19 protein-coding genes are annotated in these 21,762 nt (G+C 67.6%); 9 read left to right on the forward strand and 10 right to left on the reverse strand.

Annotated elements, in window-relative coordinates; translation table 11 throughout:
- Positions 1 to 9: 9 nt before the first annotated feature.
- Positions 10 to 321: a FeoA family protein gene (locus TK49_RS20125; protein ID WP_045219442.1), complete on the reverse strand. Its 312-nt coding sequence runs from the start codon at positions 319 to 321 to the stop codon at positions 10 to 12.
- Positions 322 to 702: 381 nt separating this feature from the next.
- Complete coding sequence (locus TK49_RS20130) at positions 703 to 2,559, reverse strand: ABC transporter ATP-binding protein (RefSeq protein ID WP_045219445.1); 1,857 nt, start codon at positions 2,557 to 2,559, stop codon at positions 703 to 705.
- 79 nt (positions 2,560 to 2,638) lie between these two features.
- On the opposite strand from TK49_RS20130, the gene TK49_RS24635 reads away from it, so the two are divergent.
- Together TK49_RS24635 and TK49_RS20135 are read left to right on the forward strand one after the other, a co-directional pair.
- The gene (locus tag TK49_RS24635; protein ID WP_157774024.1) at positions 2,639 to 2,785 is read left to right on the forward strand and encodes a hypothetical protein; all 147 of its coding nucleotides are present in this window, start codon (positions 2,639 to 2,641) and stop codon (positions 2,783 to 2,785) included.
- Between the two features lie 293 nt (positions 2,786 to 3,078).
- The gene (locus TK49_RS20135; RefSeq protein WP_045219447.1) at positions 3,079 to 6,621 is read left to right on the forward strand and encodes an EAL domain-containing protein; all 3,543 of its coding nucleotides are present in this window, start codon (positions 3,079 to 3,081) and stop codon (positions 6,619 to 6,621) included.
- Between the two features lie 17 nt (positions 6,622 to 6,638).
- Here the strand turns inward: TK49_RS20135 and TK49_RS20140 are convergent, their stop codons facing one another.
- Positions 6,639 to 8,228, reverse strand: a complete 1,590-nt coding sequence (locus TK49_RS20140; RefSeq protein WP_045219449.1) for a methyl-accepting chemotaxis protein — start codon at positions 8,226 to 8,228, stop codon at positions 6,639 to 6,641.
- A 208-nt stretch (positions 8,229 to 8,436) separates the two neighbouring features.
- Here TK49_RS20140 and TK49_RS20145 point away from each other — a divergent pair, with 208 nt between their 5' ends.
- The gene (locus tag TK49_RS20145) at positions 8,437 to 8,694 is read left to right on the forward strand and encodes a hypothetical protein (protein ID WP_045219451.1); all 258 of its coding nucleotides are present in this window, start codon (positions 8,437 to 8,439) and stop codon (positions 8,692 to 8,694) included.
- Between the two features lie 18 nt (positions 8,695 to 8,712).
- On the opposite strand, the gene TK49_RS20150 is transcribed toward TK49_RS20145, so the two are convergent.
- From TK49_RS20150 to TK49_RS20160, 3 genes are all read right to left on the reverse strand, one after another.
- A complete protein-coding gene (locus tag TK49_RS20150; RefSeq protein ID WP_045219453.1) occupies positions 8,713 to 9,534 on the reverse strand; it encodes a siderophore-interacting protein in 822 nt (273 codons plus the stop codon).
- 27 nt (positions 9,535 to 9,561) lie between these two features.
- The gene (locus TK49_RS20155) at positions 9,562 to 10,230 is read right to left on the reverse strand and encodes a PadR family transcriptional regulator (RefSeq protein ID WP_045219455.1); all 669 of its coding nucleotides are present in this window, start codon (positions 10,228 to 10,230) and stop codon (positions 9,562 to 9,564) included.
- A 105-nt stretch (positions 10,231 to 10,335) separates the two neighbouring features.
- Positions 10,336 to 10,842, reverse strand: a complete 507-nt coding sequence (locus TK49_RS20160) for a MarR family winged helix-turn-helix transcriptional regulator (protein WP_045219457.1) — start codon at positions 10,840 to 10,842, stop codon at positions 10,336 to 10,338.
- 79 nt (positions 10,843 to 10,921) lie between these two features.
- On the opposite strand from TK49_RS20160, the gene TK49_RS20165 reads away from it, so the two are divergent.
- From TK49_RS20165 to TK49_RS20175, 3 genes are read left to right on the forward strand one after another with little or no spacing between them, the layout of a single operon-like run.
- On the forward strand, positions 10,922 to 11,416 hold the full coding sequence (locus TK49_RS20165; RefSeq protein WP_045219459.1) for a carboxymuconolactone decarboxylase family protein: 495 nt from the start codon (positions 10,922 to 10,924) through the stop codon (positions 11,414 to 11,416).
- A complete protein-coding gene (locus tag TK49_RS20170) occupies positions 11,413 to 11,874 on the forward strand; it encodes a GNAT family N-acetyltransferase (RefSeq protein ID WP_045219461.1) in 462 nt (153 codons plus the stop codon). The genes TK49_RS20165 and TK49_RS20170 overlap by 4 nt, the downstream gene beginning before the upstream one ends.
- Positions 11,871 to 12,494 (forward strand): FMN-dependent NADH-azoreductase, encoded by a 624-nt coding sequence (locus TK49_RS20175; RefSeq protein WP_045219463.1) that lies wholly within the window; start codon positions 11,871 to 11,873, stop codon positions 12,492 to 12,494. The genes TK49_RS20170 and TK49_RS20175 overlap by 4 nt, the downstream gene beginning before the upstream one ends.
- A 7-nt stretch (positions 12,495 to 12,501) precedes the next feature.
- Here the strand turns inward: TK49_RS20175 and TK49_RS20180 are convergent, their stop codons facing one another.
- Positions 12,502 to 14,103, reverse strand: coding sequence for a hypothetical protein (locus tag TK49_RS20180; RefSeq protein WP_045219465.1), 1,602 nt, complete (start codon positions 14,101 to 14,103; stop codon positions 12,502 to 12,504).
- Positions 14,104 to 14,286: 183 nt separating this feature from the next.
- Here TK49_RS20180 and TK49_RS20185 point away from each other — a divergent pair, with 183 nt between their 5' ends.
- The gene (locus TK49_RS20185; protein WP_045219469.1) at positions 14,287 to 15,102 is read left to right on the forward strand and encodes an OXA-60 family carbapenem-hydrolyzing class D beta-lactamase OXA-444; all 816 of its coding nucleotides are present in this window, start codon (positions 14,287 to 14,289) and stop codon (positions 15,100 to 15,102) included.
- Positions 15,103 to 15,278: 176 nt separating this feature from the next.
- Positions 15,279 to 15,701, forward strand: a complete 423-nt coding sequence (locus TK49_RS20190; RefSeq protein ID WP_233902557.1) for a hypothetical protein — start codon at positions 15,279 to 15,281, stop codon at positions 15,699 to 15,701.
- A 56-nt stretch (positions 15,702 to 15,757) separates the two neighbouring features.
- On the opposite strand, the gene TK49_RS20195 is transcribed toward TK49_RS20190, so the two are convergent.
- Entirely contained in the window at positions 15,758 to 17,371 is a 1,614-nt protein-coding gene (locus TK49_RS20195) for an OpgD/OpgG family glucan biosynthesis protein (protein WP_045219474.1), read from the reverse strand.
- Positions 17,372 to 17,521: 150 nt separating this feature from the next.
- Here TK49_RS20195 and TK49_RS20200 point away from each other — a divergent pair, with 150 nt between their 5' ends.
- A complete protein-coding gene (locus TK49_RS20200; RefSeq protein WP_240480016.1) occupies positions 17,522 to 18,733 on the forward strand; it encodes a serine hydrolase domain-containing protein in 1,212 nt (403 codons plus the stop codon).
- A 12-nt stretch (positions 18,734 to 18,745) separates the two neighbouring features.
- Here the strand turns inward: TK49_RS20200 and TK49_RS20205 are convergent, their stop codons facing one another.
- The gene (locus tag TK49_RS20205; RefSeq protein ID WP_045219477.1) at positions 18,746 to 19,216 is read right to left on the reverse strand and encodes a cyanophycin metabolism-associated DUF1854 family protein; all 471 of its coding nucleotides are present in this window, start codon (positions 19,214 to 19,216) and stop codon (positions 18,746 to 18,748) included.
- A 41-nt stretch (positions 19,217 to 19,257) separates the two neighbouring features.
- Positions 19,258 to 21,555, reverse strand: a complete 2,298-nt coding sequence (locus tag TK49_RS20210) for a cyanophycin metabolism-associated ABC transporter (RefSeq protein ID WP_045219479.1) — start codon at positions 21,553 to 21,555, stop codon at positions 19,258 to 19,260.
- Between the last annotated feature and the right edge of the window lie 207 nt (positions 21,556 to 21,762).

The following is a 21,762-nucleotide window of genomic DNA, read 5'->3' on the forward strand; positions in this document are numbered from 1 at the left end:
GCGGGCGGCTCAGGCCGCCTCGCGCACCTTGGCGGGCGGCGCCGTCTCGGCGGCGGTGATCGATGGGGTGGCGGGCTGCGCGGCGGCCTCGGTGCGCAGGCGCACGCGATCGGCCTCCTGGCGGCGCAGCGCAAAACGCGTGAAGCCGACCTGCACGACCAGCGGGTCGCCGCCGAACGGTCCCACGGCCACCACGCGCACCGGTTCGCCCGTCACGAAGCCGAGTTCGCGCAGGCGTTGGCTGATGGGATCGGCGGGCTCACGGTCTTCAACGTGATCCACCACCGCCGTCGCCCGGCGGGAGAGCTCGGAAAGCCGCATCGTGCGTATCGTTAACGTGATAACTGGAAGGCAGCTGCGAGAGCCACGTAAATGCGAATCGTTTTCATTATATCGCAACCGGACTGTGGCGGGACTGCGGCACCCGGTCGCCGGGGTGGATATCCACGTGGGGTGGCGGCGTTGCGCCGAAGGCACACACACGGACCGATGTGTGGCGCAAAACCGCTGCGCAGGCAGGGTTTTTTCCAAATTACCCAATCCTAGGTATTGGCGCGGGTGAGGGCCATTGCCTATGCTTCAAACGCGCTGAACTTCCCCGTTCAAAGCGTATTCTTGAGGCCACCGGATACCGCTATCCGGTGGCTTTTTTCATGGCCGCTGCCGCTTGGCCCGGCTCGCCGCCGTCATATTGGCCGCGCGCTACTGGATGGCGTCGGACATCTCATCCTGCTCCTCCCCGAGGAAGCCGCCGCTCTGGTGGCGCCAGAGCCGCGCGTAGGTGCCGTTCCGGGCCAGCAGGGCAGCGTGCGTGCCCTCTTCGATGATGCGCCCCTGGTCCATGACGATCAGCCTGTCCATGGCAGCGATGGTCGACAGCCGGTGCGCGATGGCGATCACCGTCTTGCCCTCCATCATCACGTCCAGGCTTTCCTGGATGGCGGCCTCGACTTCCGAATCCAGCGCGCTGGTGGCTTCGTCGAGCAGCAGGATCGGCGCGTTCTTCAGCATGACGCGCGCGATGGCGATGCGTTGGCGCTGGCCGCCCGAGAGCTTCACACCGCGCTCGCCGACCAGAGTGTCGTAACCCGTCCGGCCGTGCGGGTCGCTGAGCTGGCGGATGAACTCCTCGGCCTGCGCGTGGATGGCGGCGTTGCGGATCTCCGCGTCGGTGGCGTCCGGCCGGCCGTAGGCGATGTTGTCGCGGATGGACCGATGCAGCAGCGATGTGTCCTGCGTGACCATGCCGATCGCGCTGCGCAGGCTGTCCTGCGTCACCTGGGCGATGTCCTGGCCGTCGATGCGGATGTGGCCGCTGTCGACGTCGTAGAAGCGCAGCAGCAGGTTGATCAGCGTCGATTTGCCGGCGCCCGAGCGGCCGACCAGGCCGATTTTCTCGCCGGGGCGCACCTTCAGGCTCAGGCCGTCGATCACCTGGCGTTCGCCGTTGTAGTTGAAGCTGACGTTGTCGAATTCCACCTCGCCGCGCGTGACATGGAGCGCGGGCGCGCCGGGTGCGTCCTGCACCTTTGCCACGCGCGTGAGTGTGGCCATGCCGTCCTGCACAGTACCGATGTTCTCGAACAACGAAGCCATTTGCCACATGATCCAGTGCGACATGCCGTTGACCCGCAGGGCCATGGCCGTCACGGCCGCCACCGCGCCGGTGCCGACTTCGCCCGCCCGCCAGAGCCACAGCGCATAACCGGCCGCCGCCGCGATCAGCGCCACCACGAGCGTCTGGTTGACGATCTCGAACTGGCTCACCAGCCGCATCTGGCGAAAACCGGTGTCCTTGAAATCCTCCATGGCCGCTCGGGCGAAATGGGCTTCGCGGCGCGTGTGCGAGAACAGCTTGACGGTGGTGATGTTGGTGTAGGCGTCGGTCACGCGCCCGGTCATGGACGAGCGCGCATGGGCCTGCTCCTGCCCGACCTTGCCAAGACGCGGCACGAAGTAGCGCATGGCCAGCCCGAACAGCACCACCCAGGCGATGAACGGCAGCATCAGGCGCAGATCGAAACCGCCCGCCAGCGCAATGATGGTGATGAAGTACACGCCGATGGCGAGCACGATCTCGATGAAGGTGAACAGCACCTCGCGCACGGCCAGCGCCGTCTGCATGACCTTGGTGGTCACCCGCCCGGCAAACTCGTCCGAAAAGAACGACAGGCTCTGGCGGAGCATGAGGCGGTGGAAATCCCACCGCAGCCGCAGCGGAAGATTGATGGCCAGCACCTGATGCTGCACCATCGTGCGCAGCGCCACCAGGCCGACGCTGACCACCAGCACGATGCCGATGCCCCACAGCACGCGCTGCGCCTGCGCGGCGGCTTCGTGCCCGGCCTGCCATGCCGACAGCAGGTCGACCACCTGCCCAAGAAACGAAAACAGCCACGCCTCATAGACCGACACGCCGGCACTGAGCAACGCCAGTGCCGCGATGTAGCGGCGCGTGCCGCGGGTGCAGGCCCACAGGAAGGCGGCCAGGCCCTTGGGCGGCAGCGGCGGCTCATCGGGCGGGAAGGGGTCGAGCAGGTGTTCGAACGCGCGGAGCAAAGGAGCCTCCGAAGGCAGGGGAAAAACGCGGCAGACTGTGCCGGAGATCGGGGGAAAGGGTAACTCGTTCCCGGTTTCCGTGTCGGACGCTGCTCGGCAGCCGCCCGTCAGCACGGCCGCCAGCGAGGCTGTCGCAGGCGCCGCATCGACCGCCGAGCGCATCGTGTTCAAGATCCGGTGGGCCATCGACGCGCACGTTGACCCATCGGTCGCCGCACGGTTTTAACGATTCTGCGGCCAGCCGCCTGATGCCGCCGCTGCCCAGTACAGGGCCTGGCTGCCGGCGGTACGGGCACGGGGCTTGTTTGGCCCCGCCTTGCGGCGCTGGGGCACAGTTGTGTGCTGGCTATCCACAAGTTGCGTGCGATAGGAATTGCAAGCAAAATGCCTCCGCACTGCGTCAACCGTTTTTCGGCACGATGCCGCATCGGCATCGTGCGCTCGAACGGTCGTTGAGCCGCGCATCGTGCCAATGCAGGGTGCACACTCTCTCCATATCAGGCTCTACCGGTCATTCAAGTGCCGAAGCACGCTTTTTTTCCCACCACGCTGCGCGGCCGCTTGCTCGCTCTGGCCGCGGTGGCCGCATTGCCGGCCATCATCGTGGCGACGGCCGGCGTGGCGCTCTACCGTGACCGGCTCAATGACCATCTCGCCCAGCGCCTGACCCACGAGACCGAAGCCGCCGCCGCGCGTGTAGGCATGGTGCTGTCCAATGCCGACGCGCTGCTTTCCGTGCTGGTGGCCGACGATTCGGCGCTGCGCATGGAAGCCACGGAATGCAGCCGCTTCGTCAGCCGCGTCTTCCGCAATCAGGACACGCTCGCCGGACTGGGCATCGTCGATGCGAACGGCAAGGTCGTTTGCGCGCCCGATGCGTCCAGGCTTGGTCTCGATGTGTCCGACCGCCAGTACGTGCGAGACGTGCTGGCCAGCGGCAAGCCGGCGCTGTCGCCGTTTGTGACGGGGCATGTATCGCACCAGCCCGTTCTGGTCACCGCCCGTGCGCTGGTCGGAAGCGACGGCAAGGTACGTGGCGTGGCCTACGCGGCGGTGCACCAGCGTGCACTGATGGCCGCCGCCGTGGACGGCGAGCCGGGCGCACCGGTCTACCTCGTCGATGCAGCCGGCAACGTGCTCTCGCACCTGGGCGAACCCGCGCACGCGGGCATGCCGCCGGTTGTGCGCGAGACGCTGTCCGTCATGCCTGGTCCAGCCGGCAGGCCCCTGCTGACCAACGACGCCGACGGTGTGCCGCGCGCCTATGCCGCCATGGCGGTGCCGCCGCACGCAGCCGCCGGCCGCCTGCACGTCGTGCGCGGGTTGGATGCCAGCGATATCGTCCGCCAGCAGCGCAACATCACGCTGGCCGGCGGCGGCGCGATCCTGCTGATGGTGGCGCTGCTGCTTGCGCTGATCCAGGGCGCGATGCGCCGGCTCGTGATGCCCCGCATCGATGCGCTCGTCGACGCGGCGCGCCATTACACGCGCGGCGACTTCTCGGCGCGGGTCACCGAGCATGGCGATGCGCGCGATGAGCTCTCGCTGCTCGAGCGCACCTTCAACGAGATGCGCGCCGCTATCGCGCGCCACGACGCCACCGTTCACCGCCTGACCGAGCGCTTCCAGCGCGTGGCGCGCGCCACCAACGACTGGATCTTCGACTGGGATATCGCCACCGGAGAGTCGTGGGCCAATGCCAGCCTGCACCGCCTGCTCGGCAGCGATGCGCTGCTCGGGCCCAGCGAGGGGGACGGCGTTTCGCGCACGCTGACGTTCCAGCAGTTCGTGCATCCGGACGATGTCGAGGCGTTTGGCGCTGCACTGCGCGCGGCACTGAATTCCGATCGCGACAGCTGGCACCAGGTCTGCCGAGTGATCGACGCCAATCGCACCACGCGCACGGTGGAAATTCGGGCGAGCCTGTATCGCGCAGAAGATGGCCGCGCCCTGCGCATGGTGGGCGGCGTGACGGACATCTCGCAGCGCTCCGCCATCGAGCAGGAGCTGCGCGCAAGCGAGGCGAACCTGCGCGTGGCCGAGCAGATCGCCCAGCTCGGCAGCTGGCGCTGGGACGTGCTGCGCGACTCCACCACGTGGTCTTCAGGCATGTACGTGCTGACGGGAACCCCGCCTGGCGCACCCCCGACCTTTGCGCAGCAGGCGCAGTTTTTCACCGCAGACAGCTACCACCGCCTGCGCGAGGCCGCGAGCCGCGCCGTTACCGAAGGCCAGCCGTACTCGCTGGAACTGGAGATGATCCGCCGCGATGGCGAGCGCCGCTGGGTGCTCTCGCGAGGCAACATCGAGCGCAACGAGCAGGGCGAAGTCGTCGCGCTGTTCGGCACCATGCAGGACATCACCGAGCGACGCGAATCCGACGAGCAGCTGCGTCTGCTGCGCCGTGTGGTCGAATCGGTGCCGTCCGGCATCACCGTGGCCGATGCCCAGCAGCCGGACCTTCCCGTCGTCTATGTGAACCCGGGCTTCGAGCGGATGACCGGCTATCGCGCTGAAGAGGTGCTCGGCCGCAATTGCCGCTTCCTGCATTCGTCCGAGCCAGGGCAGCCGGCGCTCAATGAAGTCCGCGCGGCGTTGCGCGACGCCAGCGAGATCCGCGTGCTGCTGCGCAACTTCCGCAAGGACGGGCACGCGTTCCTGAACAATTTCCTGCTCTCGCCCGTGCGTGATACGCAGGGTGTGGTGACGCACTACGTCGGCATTCAGGACGACGTGACCGAGCAGGAGATGACGCGCGCGCGCCTTGCGCAGCACGCCACGATCGATCCGCTCACCGGCCTGCCCAACCGCACGTTGCTGGCCGACCGCGTGCAGCAGGCGGTCGAGATGGCGGCGCGCCAGCGCAGCCGGTTCTACGTGGCGCTCGTCAACATCGATCGCTTCAAGGTTGTCAATGACAGCCTGGGCCACCTGCTGGGCGACGAAGTCCTGCGCCGCGTGGCCGAGCGCCTGCGCGACGCCGCCGATTCGGTGGACACCGTCGCGCGCTTTGGCGGCGATGTCTTTGCGCTGGTGATTTCGCATGCCGGTTCGCGCGGCGTGGATTTCGGCTTCGACCTGTTTGCCGAACCCATCCGGGCGGAAGGCCACGAGGTGTTCGTCACCGCCAGTATCGGGGTGGCGGAATATCCTGCCCACGGCCCCGATGCCGACACGCTGATCCGCCACGCAGAAATGGCGATGTACGCGGCCAAGCAGAACGGTCGCAACCGGCTGGAGTTCTTCGCGCCCGAGATGGACATTGGCGTGTCGTACCGCCTGAACCTCGAGCACCAGATCCGGGCCGCACTGGAGCACGGCCAGTTCCGGCTGCTGTATCAGCCGCAAGTCGACACCCGGACCGGTCGCGTATGCGGTCTTGAAGCACTGATCCGCTGGGTCCACCCGACGCGCGGGCTGCTGCCGCCGGCTGCGTTCATTCCGGTGGCCGAAGAGAGCGGCCTGATTGTCGAGATCGGCAACTGGGTGCTGAGCGAAGCGGCGCGCCAGCAGCGCGCGGAATGGCACGCACGCGGCCTGGCCGACGGGCTGACCGTGGCCGTGAACGTGTCGCCGCTGCAGTTCAAGCGGGGCACCGTGCTGCCGACGCTGCTCAGGCTGCAGCGCGAGTATGGCCTGAGCTCCGGTTTCCTGGAGCTGGAGGTGACCGAGTCGATGCTGATGGAGGGCACCGAGCGTACGATCGAAGACCTCACCGCGATCCGGCAACTGGGCGTGCGCATCGCCATCGACGATTTCGGGACCGGGTATTCGAGCCTGGCCTACCTCAAGCGCCTGCCGATCGACCTCATCAAGATCGACCGCGCCTTTGTCAAGGACATCGATCGCGACTCCAACGATGCGGCCATCTGCACGACGGTGGTGGTGCTGGCGCACAACCTCGGCGTGAAGGTGTGCGCCGAAGGCGTGGAGGACCCGGCGCAGTCGGCCTTCCTGGCCTCACACCAGTGCGACGTGCTGCAGGGCTATTACTTCAGCGAGCCGCTGCTGCCCGATGCGGTGACGGCGCTGCTCGAGCGCGATACGCGATTCGCCCTGTAGGCGCCGCCGCCACGGCGTCATGCGCGGAACACTGCCACGGCATGCTTCAGCGCTTCGGACTGGCGCGCCAGCATGGAGGCTGCCGCCGCCGCCTCTTCCACCAGCGTGGCGTTCTGCTGCGTCACCCCGTCGAGCTGCGAGACTGCCGCGTTGATCTGCGCGATACCGCTGCTCTGCTCGCGCGAACTGGCCGAGATTTCCGACATGAGCTGCGTGACGGTCTGCACCGACTGCACGATCTGCGTCATCGTGGCGCCGGCCTGGTGCACCAGCTCCACACCATCGCGCACGGACTGGTCGGACGCGCGAATGATCTCCTTGCTCTGCGCCGCGGCCTGGGCGCTGCGCTGGGCAAGGCTGCGCACCTCGCCGGCCACCACGGCAAAGCCGCGGCCTTCCTCGCCGGCGCGTGCGGCTTCCACGGCGGCATTGAGCGCCAGGATGTTGGTCTGGAACGCGATGCTCTCGATGGTGGCGATGATCTCGGTCACGCGCTGGCTGTCGGCGCGGATGGCGTCCATGGTCTGCACCACGCGCTGCACGAGCTGGCCGCCGTCGGCCGCGACCGTGGAGGCCTGCTCGGCCAGCGCGGTGGCCTCGCGGGCGTGGTCGGCATTGGCGGCCACCATCGAGGTGAGCTCATCCATGCTCGACGCGGTCTGCTCGAGTGCCGCCGCCTGCTGCTCGGTGCGCGACGACAGGTCATGGTTGCCGGCCGAGATCTGCAGCGTGCTGTGCGCAACGTTGGCGGCGCCATCCTGGATGTCGCGCACGATGGACGACAGGCTTGCGCGCATCGTGCCCATGGCGCGCATCACTTCGCCAAGTTCGCCCGTGGCGCGCACGTCCACCGCCGAGGTGAGATCGCCGGCCGCCAGGCGTGTGGCCAGCGTGGCCGCTTCTTCAAGTGGGCCGATCAGCGTGCGGGCCAGCAGCATGCCGGACAGCGTCGCCAACCCCGCGCAACCCACGCCGGTCAGCCACAGCCAGTCGCGGCTCAGCACAAGCCACGGCGTGCCGTGCAGGTCGGCCGCTTCCAGCGCGATGTGCGCCCACAGCGTACCGATCAGGATCGCAATGGCGATCAGGGTTTGCAGCCCGATCACCTTGAAGCGCAGGCTGTCGCGCTGGAACAGGTTCAGCGCACGCCGCCAGCCCGTGCGCTGGATGTGCCCTGCACGCACGGTGTACGACCGGTCGCCCGCGTTGATGGCCGCGTAGGCGCGTTCGGCACGGGCCACCTGCGCAGGCGTGGCCATGGAGCGCACCGACGTGTAGCCGACGATCGCGCCGTTCTGGAACACCGGCGTCACGTTGGCCAGCACCCAGTAGAAGCCGCCGTCCTTGCGTCGGTTCTTGACGAGACCGCGCCACGGCTTGCCGGCTTGCAGCGTGGCCCACAGATCGGCAAAGGCGGCTTCGGGCATGTCAGGGTGGCGCACGAGGTTGTGCGGCGCGCCGATCAGCTCTTCGTGTGCAAAGCCGCTGACACGCACGAACGCCGGGTTGGCGAACACGATGCGGCCTTTGAGGTCGGTCCGGGAGATCAGGTAGTCCGTTGGGGTGAGGGCGGTTTCGGCCTGGGTGACGGGCAGGTTCTTGCGCATGGGATGCGGCGCTTCGGGGCGCGGAGCAATGGGAGGGAAAAATGGGATGTCCTCCCTTGCAACGGCACACTGCCGCTGCCCTAAAGGTGGCGGCGGCGACGCAGTTTGACCTGGATCAAGTACATGCGCACTCACCTGAAACGGGCACGGCCGTTGCTATGAAAAAACCGCGATGCGCCCGTCAGGGCGCGGGGAATGGAGGAACGAGGTGAACAAGATTTCCGGGGACGTCGAGATCGTCCCGCGCGTGACGCCGGCCGGTGTGCGCGGCTGGGAGGCACGTATCGACGTGGTGTTTCGCAGCGCGGAGGGCCAGTCGCTGACAGGTTCGCAGCCCGTGCGCCCGGGCTGCACGTTCGGTTCGCCGCGCGAGGCGATGGACGCGGCGCTGCTGCACGGTCAGCGGCTGCTGCGCGAGTGGGTCATCGGCGTGGCGCCAAACCCGGGCGCAAAAGCCGCGACCTGAAGGCGCGGCCGGTACGCGTCAGCGTGCTTCCTGCGCCTTGCGTTCTTCGCGCGACAGGCCCGCCGTCCAGTATCCCTTGGCGTCGATGACCTCGCGCGGCACGGCCCACGCGCCTTCCAGCAGCGTGCGCACCTGCTTGAGCAACGACGATTCGCCGGCCAGGAACACCTGCGGCGTGCCGGCAGGCATGGGCTGCGCCGTCAGTGCGCCGACCATCATGGCGCCCGCATGCGCGGTGTCGCTTTCCACCCAATGGATGTTGCGGCTGCGCGGGTGTGCCGCGAAGGGGCCGTCCAGCGGCAACCGTGCGCGGGCGTCGCCGATGGCGATGTAGGTCTGCACCTGCGCCGGTTCGGGCAGGTGCTCCAGGATGGCGAAGATGGCCGGCAGGGCGGTTTCGTCGCCGATCAGCAATGTCCACGGCGCGCTCGGGTCGGCAACGAACCCGCGCTTGGGGCCGGCAAACTCGACTTCGTCGCCGGGTGCCGCGCGCTCGAGCCAGCGCGCGGCGGGGCCGTGCCGTGCGACCGGTGTCTCGTCATGCACCACGAAATCGATGTCGAGTTCACCGCGCTCGGCGTGATAGTGGCGCACGGTGTAGGCGCGCCCGAGCGTGCGCGTCGCGCCGGCTGTGCCCTGCGGAAACATCAGCTTGATCGCCGCGCCCGGCGGGGCATTGGCGAGATCTGCAAGCTCGGTGGGGTGTGTGCCGGTAAAGACGACGCGCCGCATGCGTGGCGACAGCGTGTGGATGGCGCGAACGCGCATGCGGCGCGTGGCGGGCGGAGTGGAACTGAGCAGCTGCGACATGAGACCTTGTGTGCGATAGAAGGCAAACATAGATGGCTGCGGAAAAGGAAGGGCGGCTTAGCGCTCTCCGGTGATTTCCTTGAGGGCGCGTAGCAGGATGTCGGCCACGCGCTGCTGTTCTTCGCGCGAGGCGAAGCGTTTTTCCATGAGCGCAAACTTCAGGCGCCAGCGCGCGGTGCGCAGCGGGTCGTGGCCCGCGTCGGCCCATTCGGCCGCATTGTCGGTTTCGCGGTCGAAGGCCATGGCCTCGTTCATGCGCTTGACGCGTTCGCCCATGGCGCGCAACTGCGCCAGGATGGCGTCGGCACTGTGCTGCCGCTCGGCCAGCCACGCCTCTCCTTCGGGCGTGATGCCGTAGCGCTTCTTGTTGCCCTCGGCGGTGACCGACGCAAAGCCGTGGTCTTCCAGGTACGACAGCGCCGGGTAGACCATGCCGGGGCTCGGCGTATAGAAACCGAGCGAATGCTCTTCGACGGCCTTGATCAGTTCGTAGCCATGGCGCGGCGCGTCCTTGAGCAGCGCCAGCAGCACGAGCTGCAGGTCGGCCGAACTCAATCGGCGGCCACGCCAGGGACTGCCGCCCTCATCATCGCCTTCACCATAGCCGCCGGGGCCGCCGAAGCCGCCCATGCCACGCCCGAAACCGCCGCGGCCATGACCGTGGCGACCCATCATGAAATGCTTTTCCAGCCACAGCTTGTGGTGGCGTCCGAACCATCCGTGCATCGTCGCTCTCCTGCAGTACATCATCAGATATATCGTAAGATACATCGGATGATAGTGGCCGCCCTGCAGAAGTCAAGGGCGATGACAGAAAAAAACGGAGCCCGCCTAGTCGTTGTCGCCGCCCAGCATGGCCACATGCACGAGCCAGCGCCGTACGACCTGTTCTTCTTCGGGTGAAAAGCCCGCCAGCAGTTCCCGTTCGATGCCGCCTGAGCGCTTGCGGCACGCGTCCAGCAGCGCGAGGCCTTCCGGTGTGACGTCGATGTGCTGGATGCGGCCGTGTACCGCGTGCGGCCGCCGCGCGATGGCGCCGCTGCGTTCCAGGTTGGCGACGATCACGCTCACCGTCTGCGGCGTGAGCAGCGCCAGGCGGGCGAGGTCGGCGTTGGAGATGCCGGGGTACGCGCGGATCATCGTCAGCACCAGGAATTGCGGGAGCGTCACGCCGACGTCGGCCATGGCGCGCTCCATGCGCAGGCGATGTGCCGCGCTGGCCTGCCGCAGCAGATAGCCAAGATAGCCTTGCTCGCCGCGCTTGCCCTGGCCAAGCGGGGGGATGGCGGGGGAAGAGGTGTCGTTGCCCACGTTGGCGGAGGTGGTGCGCTTGCCCATGATGTCAGAGTTCGAATAAGATGTTCGAGCACTGATATTACCACCAACGCTCCAATCAACCCTCAACCAGGAGTCAGGCATGGAAGATCTCTCTCCCCGCATGGATTACGCCGAGTTTGTCGACACCGCCGTCGGCGTGGCGCCGGCATTGCAGGCGCTGGGCAAGGCGGTGGACGCGTCGGGTCTGGAGAAACCGCTGACGGAGCTCGTCAAGCTGCGCGCCTCGCAAATCAACGGCTGCGCGTTCTGCGTGCAGTTCCACCTGAACCTCGCGCGCAAGCTCGGCGTGGCTTCGGCCAAGCTGGACCTGGCGGCCGTGTGGCGCGATACGCCAGCGGTCTTCACGCCGCGCGAGCGTGCCGCGCTGGCCTGGACGGAAGCGCTGACCACGCTGGCCAGGGCGGCCGACCATGGCGTGGAAGACCACGAATACGAAGCCGTGCGCCAGCATTTCTCCCGGATGGAGGTCGCCTTCCTCACGGCGGCCATCGCCAACATCCAGGCGTGGAACCGCATCGCCATTGCGATGCGCTTTGCGCCGCAGGTGCCGGCCCCCGCGCCGGCCGAGGCATGACCATGGAAGCCATCCGCCCCGTTGAAGGCGAAGCGGCGGTGCGCGCCTGCTTTGCCGTCATGCACCAGCTGCGGCCGCACCTGGCTGACGCCGATGAACTCGTCGCGCGCTGGCGCCGCCAGGTGGAAGACGGCTATCGCCTCATCGCCGTCTGGCGCGGCGGTGAGCCTGTCGCCTTGGCTGGCTACCGGCTGCAGGAGAACCTCGTCTACGGGCCATTCCTGTATGTCGACGATCTGGTGACCGACAACCGCCTGCGCAGCAGCGGCCTCGGCAACGTGCTGATGGACCACCTCAAGGCCGAGGCAGCGCGCATGGGCTGCACGCGGCTCGTGCTGGACACGCCCCTGTCCAACGTGCTCGGGCACCGCTTCTATTATCGAAACGGCCTGCTGGCCGGCGCCTTGCGCTTCGGATTCAACACCGGCGTCAAGGCGCAGTTCGGAGGCATGCAATGACGACGTTGCTGCATGTGGCAGTGAGCCCGCGCGAAGCACGCTCGCACAGCCGGCGCGGCGCGCAACTCGTGCTCGGGCAGCTCGCCGAGGCGGCCAGCGGCCTGCACATCATCGAGCGCGACCTGGCTGCGACGCCGCTGCCGCATCCCGATGCCGGCTTCGTCGAGGCCAGCCTCATGCCTGACGCCAACCGCACCGACGCCCATCGCGCGGAACTGGTCCTGTCTGAAACGCTGATCGCCGAACTCGAAGCGGCCGATGCGGTACTGATCTCCACGCCGGTGCACAACTACACCGTGCCGTCGGTGCTCAAGGCGTGGATCGACCTCGTGGTGCGGCCCGGACGTACGTTCCGCGGCTCGCCGCAAGGGAAGGTCGGCATGCTGGCGGACCGCCCCGTGCTCGTGGTGTCGGCATCGGGCGGCAACTTTGACGGCGCCCACGCCCAGACCGACTTCCTGATGCCATATCTGCGCTATGTGTTTGCGACCATGGGCATCCGGCAGGTGGAAGGGATACGGCTGCAGAACATGGGCCGGCCCGACGTTGCCCCGCACGCATTCGATCGTTTTCGCCAAGAGCTGGCGGACCGGCTGCTGCTGATGACGCTGGTGGCCTGAGGCGTCTTCATGTGGAGCGGGTGCACGTTCGGCATGCGAGCCCCTTGAGCGCCTGCACGAAGTAAGCCCGATCGTGCGGCGCGAGATCCAGCATCGCTTGCGACAGGCGATCCATGGCGGTGCGGGCGGCAACGTGGTCGCCATCGGCATGGGCAAACCATGCCAGTTCCAGCAGCAGCCCGCTGACTTGCACATGGCCATAGCGGTGCCGGCCGCTGTCATGCTCGCGCAGGCGCAGCGCGGCCACGTCGGTCCAGCGTGGCGGCCAGTAGCGCGTGTCGAAGGCTTCGGCAAACGGGCCAGCCTGCGTGCGGAGGTCGGCGAGTGTCAGCGGGGCGTCACGCGCGTCTGCACGGGCGATGCGCATCAGCGCGATGGCATTCCACGCCGATTGCAGCGGCCCGCCGTTGCGCAACGCCTGCCACTCGCTCATCGCGAGCCAGCGCACGGCATCGACCGTTCCGTCGGCGTCGGGGGCGGTGCTTAGCGCGTCCCGCAGCAGCCAGCACGTCATGCCGAGGTTGGCGGCGACCTGCTGTACGGCATCTGCCGCCTGGCTCTCGAGCGCGGCGGCCAGCGCGGTCTCGAACTGCGCGACGATGCGCTGCGCAGCCTGGGTTTGCGCGGCCGGGGCAATGCTGCCGGCTTCGGCGTAGAGCAGGCGGGCGCGCTCGATCAGGGCGCTCAGGTTGTTCCACTCAAAGCGGATCTGCGGGTGATAGCGCAGCAAGCTGCGACCGGGCTCGGCTTCTGCCAGCCGGGCCAACAGGCCGGCAGCGAGGTCGAGGTCGCGACGGTCATACGCGCACCATGCGGTGACGATGCGCTCCATGGCCGCGAGGTAGTCGTTGCCCAGCACGTGGCGCTGGCGGCGGTGCGCGCGCAACTGCGAGAGCAGAGCGCTGGCACGGGTGGAATCCCCCAGGCGGCGCGCGGCCATCGCTTCGCCGAGGGTGACGAGGGCGCGCTGGAAGTCGTTGTCGGCGGCATCGCTGGCGTGGCGCAACGCGAGCAGGGCGCCGCCGCGCTCGGTGTCGGACGCCGTTGCACCGGCACCGAGCGCATGCAGCAGGCGGCCCTCGCGCATGGCGTGGCGCGCCGTCAGGAAGGCATGCCAGAACGCCGGGTTGGGCGTGCCCGCCGCCGGGCCGGACAACACGCTGGGGTGGGCGTCTGCGAGGTGGTCCGCGCCGCCCTCCGGTACCGTGATGCCGAGGAATGCGCGTATGTCGGCATCGTCGGCAATCCGCCCTTCGACGAGGCACAGCACGCGGGCCGCATCTTCGGGCGTGAGCCAGAACGGGCCCTGACTGCGCTTGTCGGCGTTGAGAAAGCGCGGCTCGCGGTCGCGCTGTTCGCCCCAGCCGGCCTGGATTCCCCAGTTCTGCCAGTCGCGGAATGCGCGGCTGATCATCATGCGCTGCGTGCTGGCGTCCGATACGGCGCCGCGCAGGTCGGCCAGGCGCACCACGGGCTGCTCCGGCGACAGCCGATGTGCATACGCCAGCCGCACCAGCAGCCACAGGCTCTGGAACGGCGCACGCCGGCCGTCGACGGTTTGGGGGGTGGTCAGTTCGACATGGAGGGAGGGCAAGGTGGGCGGCGTCATGCACAGGCCAGGCGAAGCAGAACGGGGTGTCATTGTGCGCCATGCCCGCCGTTACAGGCGTTACGCGCGTGACGTGCCGCGTGCGTCGCGCGCTGGCCAGCGCGCCGTGCACTCCCTACGATGCGCAGCGCCGGTACGGTCGAGACTGCCGGCAGCCACCCACAACGTTCAAGGAGTCATTGCATGTTCTCTCGTTGGTCGAAACCTCTCGTGCTTGCCGCCACGGTGTGCGCCATGGCGATGAGCGCCGCCACCGCCCACGCCGAACTCATCGTGCGCAACGATCTCAAGCGCGTGTTCGACGAGGCCGGCGTCTCCGGTACCTTCGTCCTGATGGATATCAGCGCCGACCGCACCTACGTCGTTGACCCGGCCCGCGCCGCGCGGCGCATTCATCCGGCCTCAACTTTCAAGATCCCGAACAGCCTCATCGCCTTCGACACGGGCGCGGTGCGTGACGATCATGAAGTGCTGCCATACGGCGGCAAGCCGCAGCCCTACAAGCAGTGGGAGCACGACATGGCGCTGCCCGAGGCGATCCGCCTGTCGGCCGTGCCGATCTACCAGGAAGTGGCGCGCCGCGTCGGCTTGGAGCGCATGCAGGCGTATGTCGATGCGTTCGACTATGGCAATCGCCAGCTTGGCAGCGTGATCGACCAGTTCTGGCTGCGCGGTCCGCTCGAAATCTCGGCGCTTGAAGAGGCGCGCTTCACCAGCCGCATGGCGCTCAAGCAGTTGCCGGTGAAGCCGCGCACGTGGGACATGGTTCACCGCATGCTGCTGATCGAGCAGCAAGGGGATGCCGCGCTGTACGCCAAGACCGGCGTCGCCACGGAATACCAGCCGGAGATCGGCTGGTGGGTCGGCTGGGTCGAGCGTGCCGGACGCGTCTATGCCTTTGCGCTGAACATCGACATGCCGCGCGAGGGCGACATGGCCAAGCGCATTCCGCTGGGCAAGCAGTTGATGCAGGCGCTGGACGTGTGGCCGGTACTCTGAGACGCGCTCTCCGTCCGACCCGCAATCCGGGATGCCCACAATCCCCACTGGGATGGAATCCCGAGGACGATGAAAATCGTCAAAAACTATTGAGGCAGTCGCCTGCAAGACGGCAGACGCCACACATCGCCCAAGGGTCGGGCATCGGGGGTTTTATGTTGAGGGAGTGCAAGGCAATGGCCGTCGCCACGGTGACGGCCATCGGAGCGGGCAGCGCGCTTGCCGGCGGCAGCCAGGACGGCGTGATCTACTTCACGGGGGCCATCGTCGAGGCCGGGTTCCGCGTGCAGCCTGCGCTGCAGGCGACGGGCGCGGGCGAGGCGCTACGGGCGCGTTCGTCTGCGTCCGGCGATCGGGTGGTGCTGGACTTGCACTCGGCGGCGGTGCGGGTGGTGCCGGTCGACGTGTCGGTGCAAGCGCGGGCGGCATCGTCGCTCAGGCCTTTGCGGGTGGGCGACGCGCGAGACAAGCCAGACGTCCTGGTCCAATACGGCGGCTTCAAGGCCACCTTGCTGACGGCAAACAACGGCACGCTCACCGTGTCGCGCGCGCGGGGGGCGGAACCGGCGCTGGCGGTGGTGACGCTGTCCTACCAGTAACAAGAACAAACCAGGCGGGAACGTCCCGCCTTGTTTGGTGACCGCGGTGGCGGCGACTACGCCGCCACCGGCCCCACCGGTGACTGGAACGGGTGATATTGGTACAACCACGTCTCGGACAGCGGCTTGCCGTCGACACGCAGGAACAGACGCATGTCCACGGGCTCCTTGCCGTCGACCGTGAGGTCGAACTGTGCGCGCCAGTGGCCCGGCACGCCGTTCGGCACTGCTTCGGTAAACACGTACGAGAACGTGCCGCGCGAGGTGCTCAGCACCGCCTCCGGCTTCACACCGAACGGCAGCTTTTCCAGCGGGCCGCCCTTGAACTCCACCATGAACTTGCGCACCCCGCGCGGACGCGGCTGGCCAGGCTGGCCGCCGTTGCCCAGGCGCGTGGCCACGCAGCGTGCCAGTTGCGTCGGGTACGGCTCATCGGCCAGCCAGTGCAGGCGGTACCGCAAGCGGTACTGGTTGCCCGCGCGCGCCGGCGCCTTCGGCACCCACATGGCGACGATGTTGTCGTGGATTTCGTCGTCGGTCGGGATCTCGACCAGCTGCACGGCACCTTCGCCCCAGCCCTCCAGCGGTTCCACCCACAGGCTCGGGCGGCGCTCGTAGTGCACGCCGTCCTGGTAGTTGTTGAAGTCGCGGTCCCGCTGGAGCAGGCCGAAGCCGCGCGGGTTGTTGTCGCCAAAGGCAGACGCCATCGTGCGCGGCGGATCGTTCAGCGGGCGCCAGATGCGTTCGCCGTTGCCGGTCCAGAGGGCCAGGCCGTCGGAGTCGTGCACTTCCGGGCGCCAGTCGGTGGCGGTGCCCTTGGCGGTTTCCGAGAACCAGTACATCGACGTGGCCGGTGCGATGCCGAAGCGCTCGACGTCCTTGCGCAGGAAGAGCGCGGTATCGATGTCCATTACCACGCCCTTCGTGCGGTGCATCACGAAGCGGTACGCACCCGTGATGCTCGGGCCGTCGAGCAGCGTGTAGATCGTCACGGAATCGGCGTGGTTGTCTGCCGGCGTGTCGAACCACACGTGCGTGAAATTGGGAAACTCCTCCGGCTTGCCGGCCTGCGCCACGTCGAGCGCGATGCCGCGTGCGGAAAGTCCGTACTGATACAGCTCGCCGATGGCGCGGAAGTACGACGCGCCCAGGAAGGCGACCCAGTCGTTCTTCTTCCAGTCGAGTTTTTTCTGGTCGCCCAGGCGGCTTTCCTGGAAGCGGAAACCGGCAAAGCCGCTGCCGCGCGGCAGTTTGCGCGCAGGGCTGTCGGCGGGCATGTCGAAGTACGACTCGTCGTAGACGATTTCGCGCGCGGCGCCTTTTTCGACCACGTGCATGCGCACCGGCGCGCGGAAAAACGTGCCGAGGTGGAAGAACGTCACCGGAAACTGGCCGGGGCCGTCGGCAAAGAGCGCATGCGCGGTGTCGAACTTGATCTTGCCGTGCGCCTCGTAGTCGATCTTCGACAGGATGTCGGCCGGTGCGGTGGGAGGCGGCGCGTACGGCTGGCCCGCCATTGCGCGGGCGCGCTCGATCAGGGAATCAAAAGAAAATGGTGCGGCATCGCCCAGTTTGACGCGGCTGGCCGCCAGGGCTTCGGGCGTGATGCCGAGCGCGGCGAGCGTGGCGGTGAGCGAAGCGGAGGCAAGAAGAGTTCGACGCGTGACCATAGGTGCCTATGACATAACTTGGAATCGGAACAGTCCGACATGGTAACGCGCGGCAGGGTTCCGCCGCGCCATGCGAACGGCGGAGGGTCCGGGGGCCGATGCACCCGGAATTCGACCGCTCGTCGCAATCTGGACGGCGCGGAGCCCCTGGTGGTGGATACTTCGGATCACATTGACGCATGGGGGGTGGCGATGATCCGGAGAGGACTTGGCGCGCGCGGCGTGCTCCTGCTCGCATTGGCTTGCGCTGCGCGCACGGCCGGCGCCGCAGCGCCATGCGATGCCCCCGCGCCGTTGGCCGACGGCTGGCAGATCGCGGCCAGCCCCGGCGCTGCCGGCTTCGATGCCGACCGGCTCTGCACCGTACTGCGCGAAGTGGCCGGCGGCGACGTCAACTTCCACAGCCTGCTCGTCGTGCGCGGCGGCCGATTGGTTGCCGAACTGTACCGGACGGGCAAGGACGAGCGCGTCAAGGATCTGTTCCGCACCACGCGCACCTTTGACGCAAACACGCTCCACGACATCCGGTCGATCAGCAAATCGGTGACGAGCCTGTTGTGGGGCATCGCGCAGGGGCAGGGCAGGGTGCCGCCGCCCGATACGCCCGCGCTGCCGCTGTTTCCCGAACTGGCTCGCGACATGCCCAAGCTGAACCGCGACGGCCGCGAGGGCATCACGCTCGGGCAGATGCTGTCCATGTCGAGCGGCCTGGCGTGGAACGAATGGCGCGCCACGAGCGTGTTCAACAATGACGAGTTCGGGCTGTTCTGGCACACCTCCCAGGTGCGCTATGTATTCGACCGCCCCATGGCGGCCGCGGCCGGCACGCAGTTCAATTACAACGGCGGCAATACCGCGGTGCTTGCGCATTTGCTTGCACAGCGCGTGGGCATGCCGTTGCCGGAGTACGCGCGCCAGCAGCTCTTCGAGCCGCTGGGCATCACCGACTGGGAATGGGTGGACGACTACCGCGGCCGTGCGCTGGCATTTGCCGGCCTGCGCTTGCGCCCGCGCGACCTCGCGCGCATCGGCCAGCTCGTGCTGCAGCATGGCGAATGGCATGGCCGGCAGGTGGTTCCGGCCGATTGGATTGCCGAATCCACCCGCCCGCACGTCGACACGGGCATCGCACCGAACCTGCGATACGGCTACCAGTGGTGGCTCGGCGCTGTGCCCGTGAAGGGCACGGAGCAGGCGTGGATCGGCGGCATCGGCAATGGCGGACAGCGCCTGTGGGTCATCCCCGCGCTGGACATGGTCGTCGTTACCACCGCGGGCGATTACAACGAGCGTGCGATCGGCACGCAGGCCGAAACGTTGCTCAAAAGCGTGGTGGCCGCACTGGCGCCCGCGCGCAGCTGAGCGCGCAGCGGTTCAGAGGAAGCGGTCGAGGATCTTGCGGCTGTGCTTGTCGAGCGCGAAATGGTCGCGGATCAGGTAGTGGATCCCGTGGCTGTCGGATATCAACAGCGTGGTGCCGCTCAGGCGGCGGATGTCTTCTTCGCCGCGCAGCACGAGATCGGTGTGGCCGCGATCGGTCTGCACTGTCCACGTGCTCGGGGTGGCGTAGGTCGATACGCCGACGATCTTGCGGATCTCGGGCATGAATTCGCGCGCGGCGAGTTCCGCCTCGATCAGCGCGCGCATGGCGGCGGGCAGGGTGTCGAGGTTGGCGATCCAGGCCAGTTCCTTGCCGTCGGCGCTCATCAGGCTCAGGCCCTCGCCGGCGGCGGAGATCGGGAAGGCGCGCACGGGCACCACGCCCGCATGCGAGGTGCCGTCGACCAGCGTCATGACGAGCTTGCCGAGGCTGTTGCGGCTGAGGGTGAAATCGGGCGTTTGCATCGCACTGTCCGGAGAAGAGGTTGGCTGCGCGCGCACGTCGGTCAGGCCGGCTCGGCGGCGTCCACGCGCTCGCCGTCGCTCGTCATGTCGGTGTCGGCATCGACGTTGCGCGCCTGCGCCTGGTAGAGCCTGAAGTACGCGCCTTCGCGTGCGAGCAACTCGTCGTGGCTGCCGACTTCGACGATCTGGCCGCGGTCCATGACGACCAGGCGATCGGCCTTGCGCAGCGTCGACAGGCGGTGCGCGATGGCGATCGTCGTGCGGCCCTGCACGAGGTTGTCGAGCGCCTTCTGGATTTCCTTCTCGGTGGTCGTGTCCACCGAAGACGTGGCCTCGTCCATGATCAGGATGCGCGGGTTGATGAGCAGAGCCCGCGCAATCGAGATGCGCTGGCGCTCCCCGCCCGACAGTGCCTGGCCGCGCTCGCCCACCAGGGAGTCGTAGCCGTGCGGCAGGCGCAGGATGAACTCGTGCGCATGCGCGGCGCGCGCGGCGGCGATGATCTCCTCGCGCGTGGCATCGGGCTTGCCGTAGGCGATGTTGTCGGCAATCGTGCCGAAGAACAGGAACGGCTCCTGCAGCACGAGGCCGATGTTGCGGCGGAATTCCGAAATGGGCAGCGAACGGATGTCGACGCCGTCCACGCGGATCGCACCTTCGGACACGTCGTAGAACCGGCAGATGAGGTTGACCAGCGTGCTCTTGCCCGACCCGCTGTGTCCCACCAGGCCGATCATCTCGCCCGGCCGGATCGACAGGTTCAGGCCGCGGATGACCGCGCGGTTGCCGTAGCGGAAGCCCAGGTCGCGCAACTCGATCGCGCCGTTCACCTGCTCGATGTGCACGGGTTTGGCCGGCTCCGGCACGCTGGACACGTGGTCGAGAATGTCGAAGATGCGCTTGGCGCCCGCCGCGGCCTTCTGCGTGACCGACACGATGCGGCTCATCGAATCGAGCCGCGTATAGAACCGGCTGATATACGTCAGGAACGCCACCAGCACGCCCACGGTGATGGCGTTGTGGCTGACCTGGTAGATGCCGAAGATCCATACCACCAGCAGCCCGACCTCGGTCAGCAGCGTGACCGTGGGCGTGAACAGCGACCACACCGCATTGACGCGGTCGTTGATCGTCAGGTTGTGCTTGTTGGCTTCGCGAAACCGCGCCACTTCGCGCCTTTCCTGCGCAAACGCCTTGACCACGCGGATGCCCGGAATCGTATCGGCCAGGACGTTGGTGATCTCAGACCAGATGCGGTCGATCTTCTCGAAGCCGTGGCGCAGGCGATCGCGCACCAGGTGGATCATCCACGCGATGAAGGGCAGCGGCACCAGCGTGACGAGCGCCAGCCACGGGTCGATGGAGACGAGAATCACCGCCGTCATCGCAATCATCAGCACGTCGGTGGCGAAGTCGAGCAGGTGCAGCGACAGGAATACGCTGATGCGGTCGCTTTCGGAGCCGATGCGCGCCATCAGGTCGCCGGTGCGCTTGCCGCCGAAGTATTCGAGCGAGAGCTTGAGCAGGTGCTCGTAGGTGGTCGTGCGCAGGTCGGCGCTGATGCGCTCCGACACGCGCGCCAGCAGGTACGTGCGCGCCCACCCCAGCGCCCACGCCACCAGCGCCGCGCCGAACAGGCCCGACAGGTAGAGCGTGACCAGACCGTAGTCGACCGGCTTGCCGTTCTGATACGGGATCAGCACGTTGTCCATCAGCGGCATGGTCAGGTACGGCGGGACGAGCGTTGCGCCGGTGCCCAGCAGCAGCAGGGCGAAGCCCGCCAGCAACTCCCAGCGGTAGGGGCGCGCGAAGCGCCACAGCCGCAGCAGCGCCCAGGTGGAGGGCGGCTGCTCCAGCTCGCGGCTGCATTGCGGGCACGTGTCTTCGCCGGGCGGCAGCGGCGCCTTGCAGGTCGGGCAGACGTCGGTGTCGGGCCGCGCGGCCTGCGCGCCTTCGGTCAGCGCTGCGCGCTGGGCATCGAACGTGTCGGCCAGGCGCAGGGCTTCGGCATTGTGGCCCAGCGTATAGCGCCAGGCGGCGAGACGGCGCTGGCCGTCAGTCAGCTCCAGCGTGCCCACGCCGGCGTGGTCGGTGTGCGACAGCACCATGCCGGGCGCGATGTCCCAGCTTTGCGGGCCAGGGGCGCCGGGCGCCCGCCCGATCAGGCGGCGGTTCGTAACGACCAGCCAGCCTTGGGTAAAATGCAGCCTTTCGTCCAGATCCAGCTGCAGCCCGGCCAGGACGGCCTCTTCTGGCGCCAGACTCGTGAGCAGTTCGGCGCTCCAGGGGGCGGAAGCTGAGGCAGGAGCCAGGGTGGACGACGGGGAGGACTGGGTCATGATCGGCGCAGAGAATTCAAAAAGCGCGTCCCGACGACCCGAAAAACGGCCCAAAACGGAGAAAGGACGAACATAAATCAGAGCAAGAGTGCGGAGCCGCGCGTCTGCCGGTCCGCAAATTTTTGTTCGCAAGTATACATAGGGGAGCTGCCCGGGCGGGATTGTTGCGTTGCACAACGCGCGCCGCGCTCAAGAGGTCAACGCCGA

Source organism: Ralstonia mannitolilytica (assembly GCF_000954135.1).
GTDB lineage: Bacteria > Pseudomonadota > Gammaproteobacteria > Burkholderiales > Burkholderiaceae > Ralstonia > Ralstonia mannitolilytica.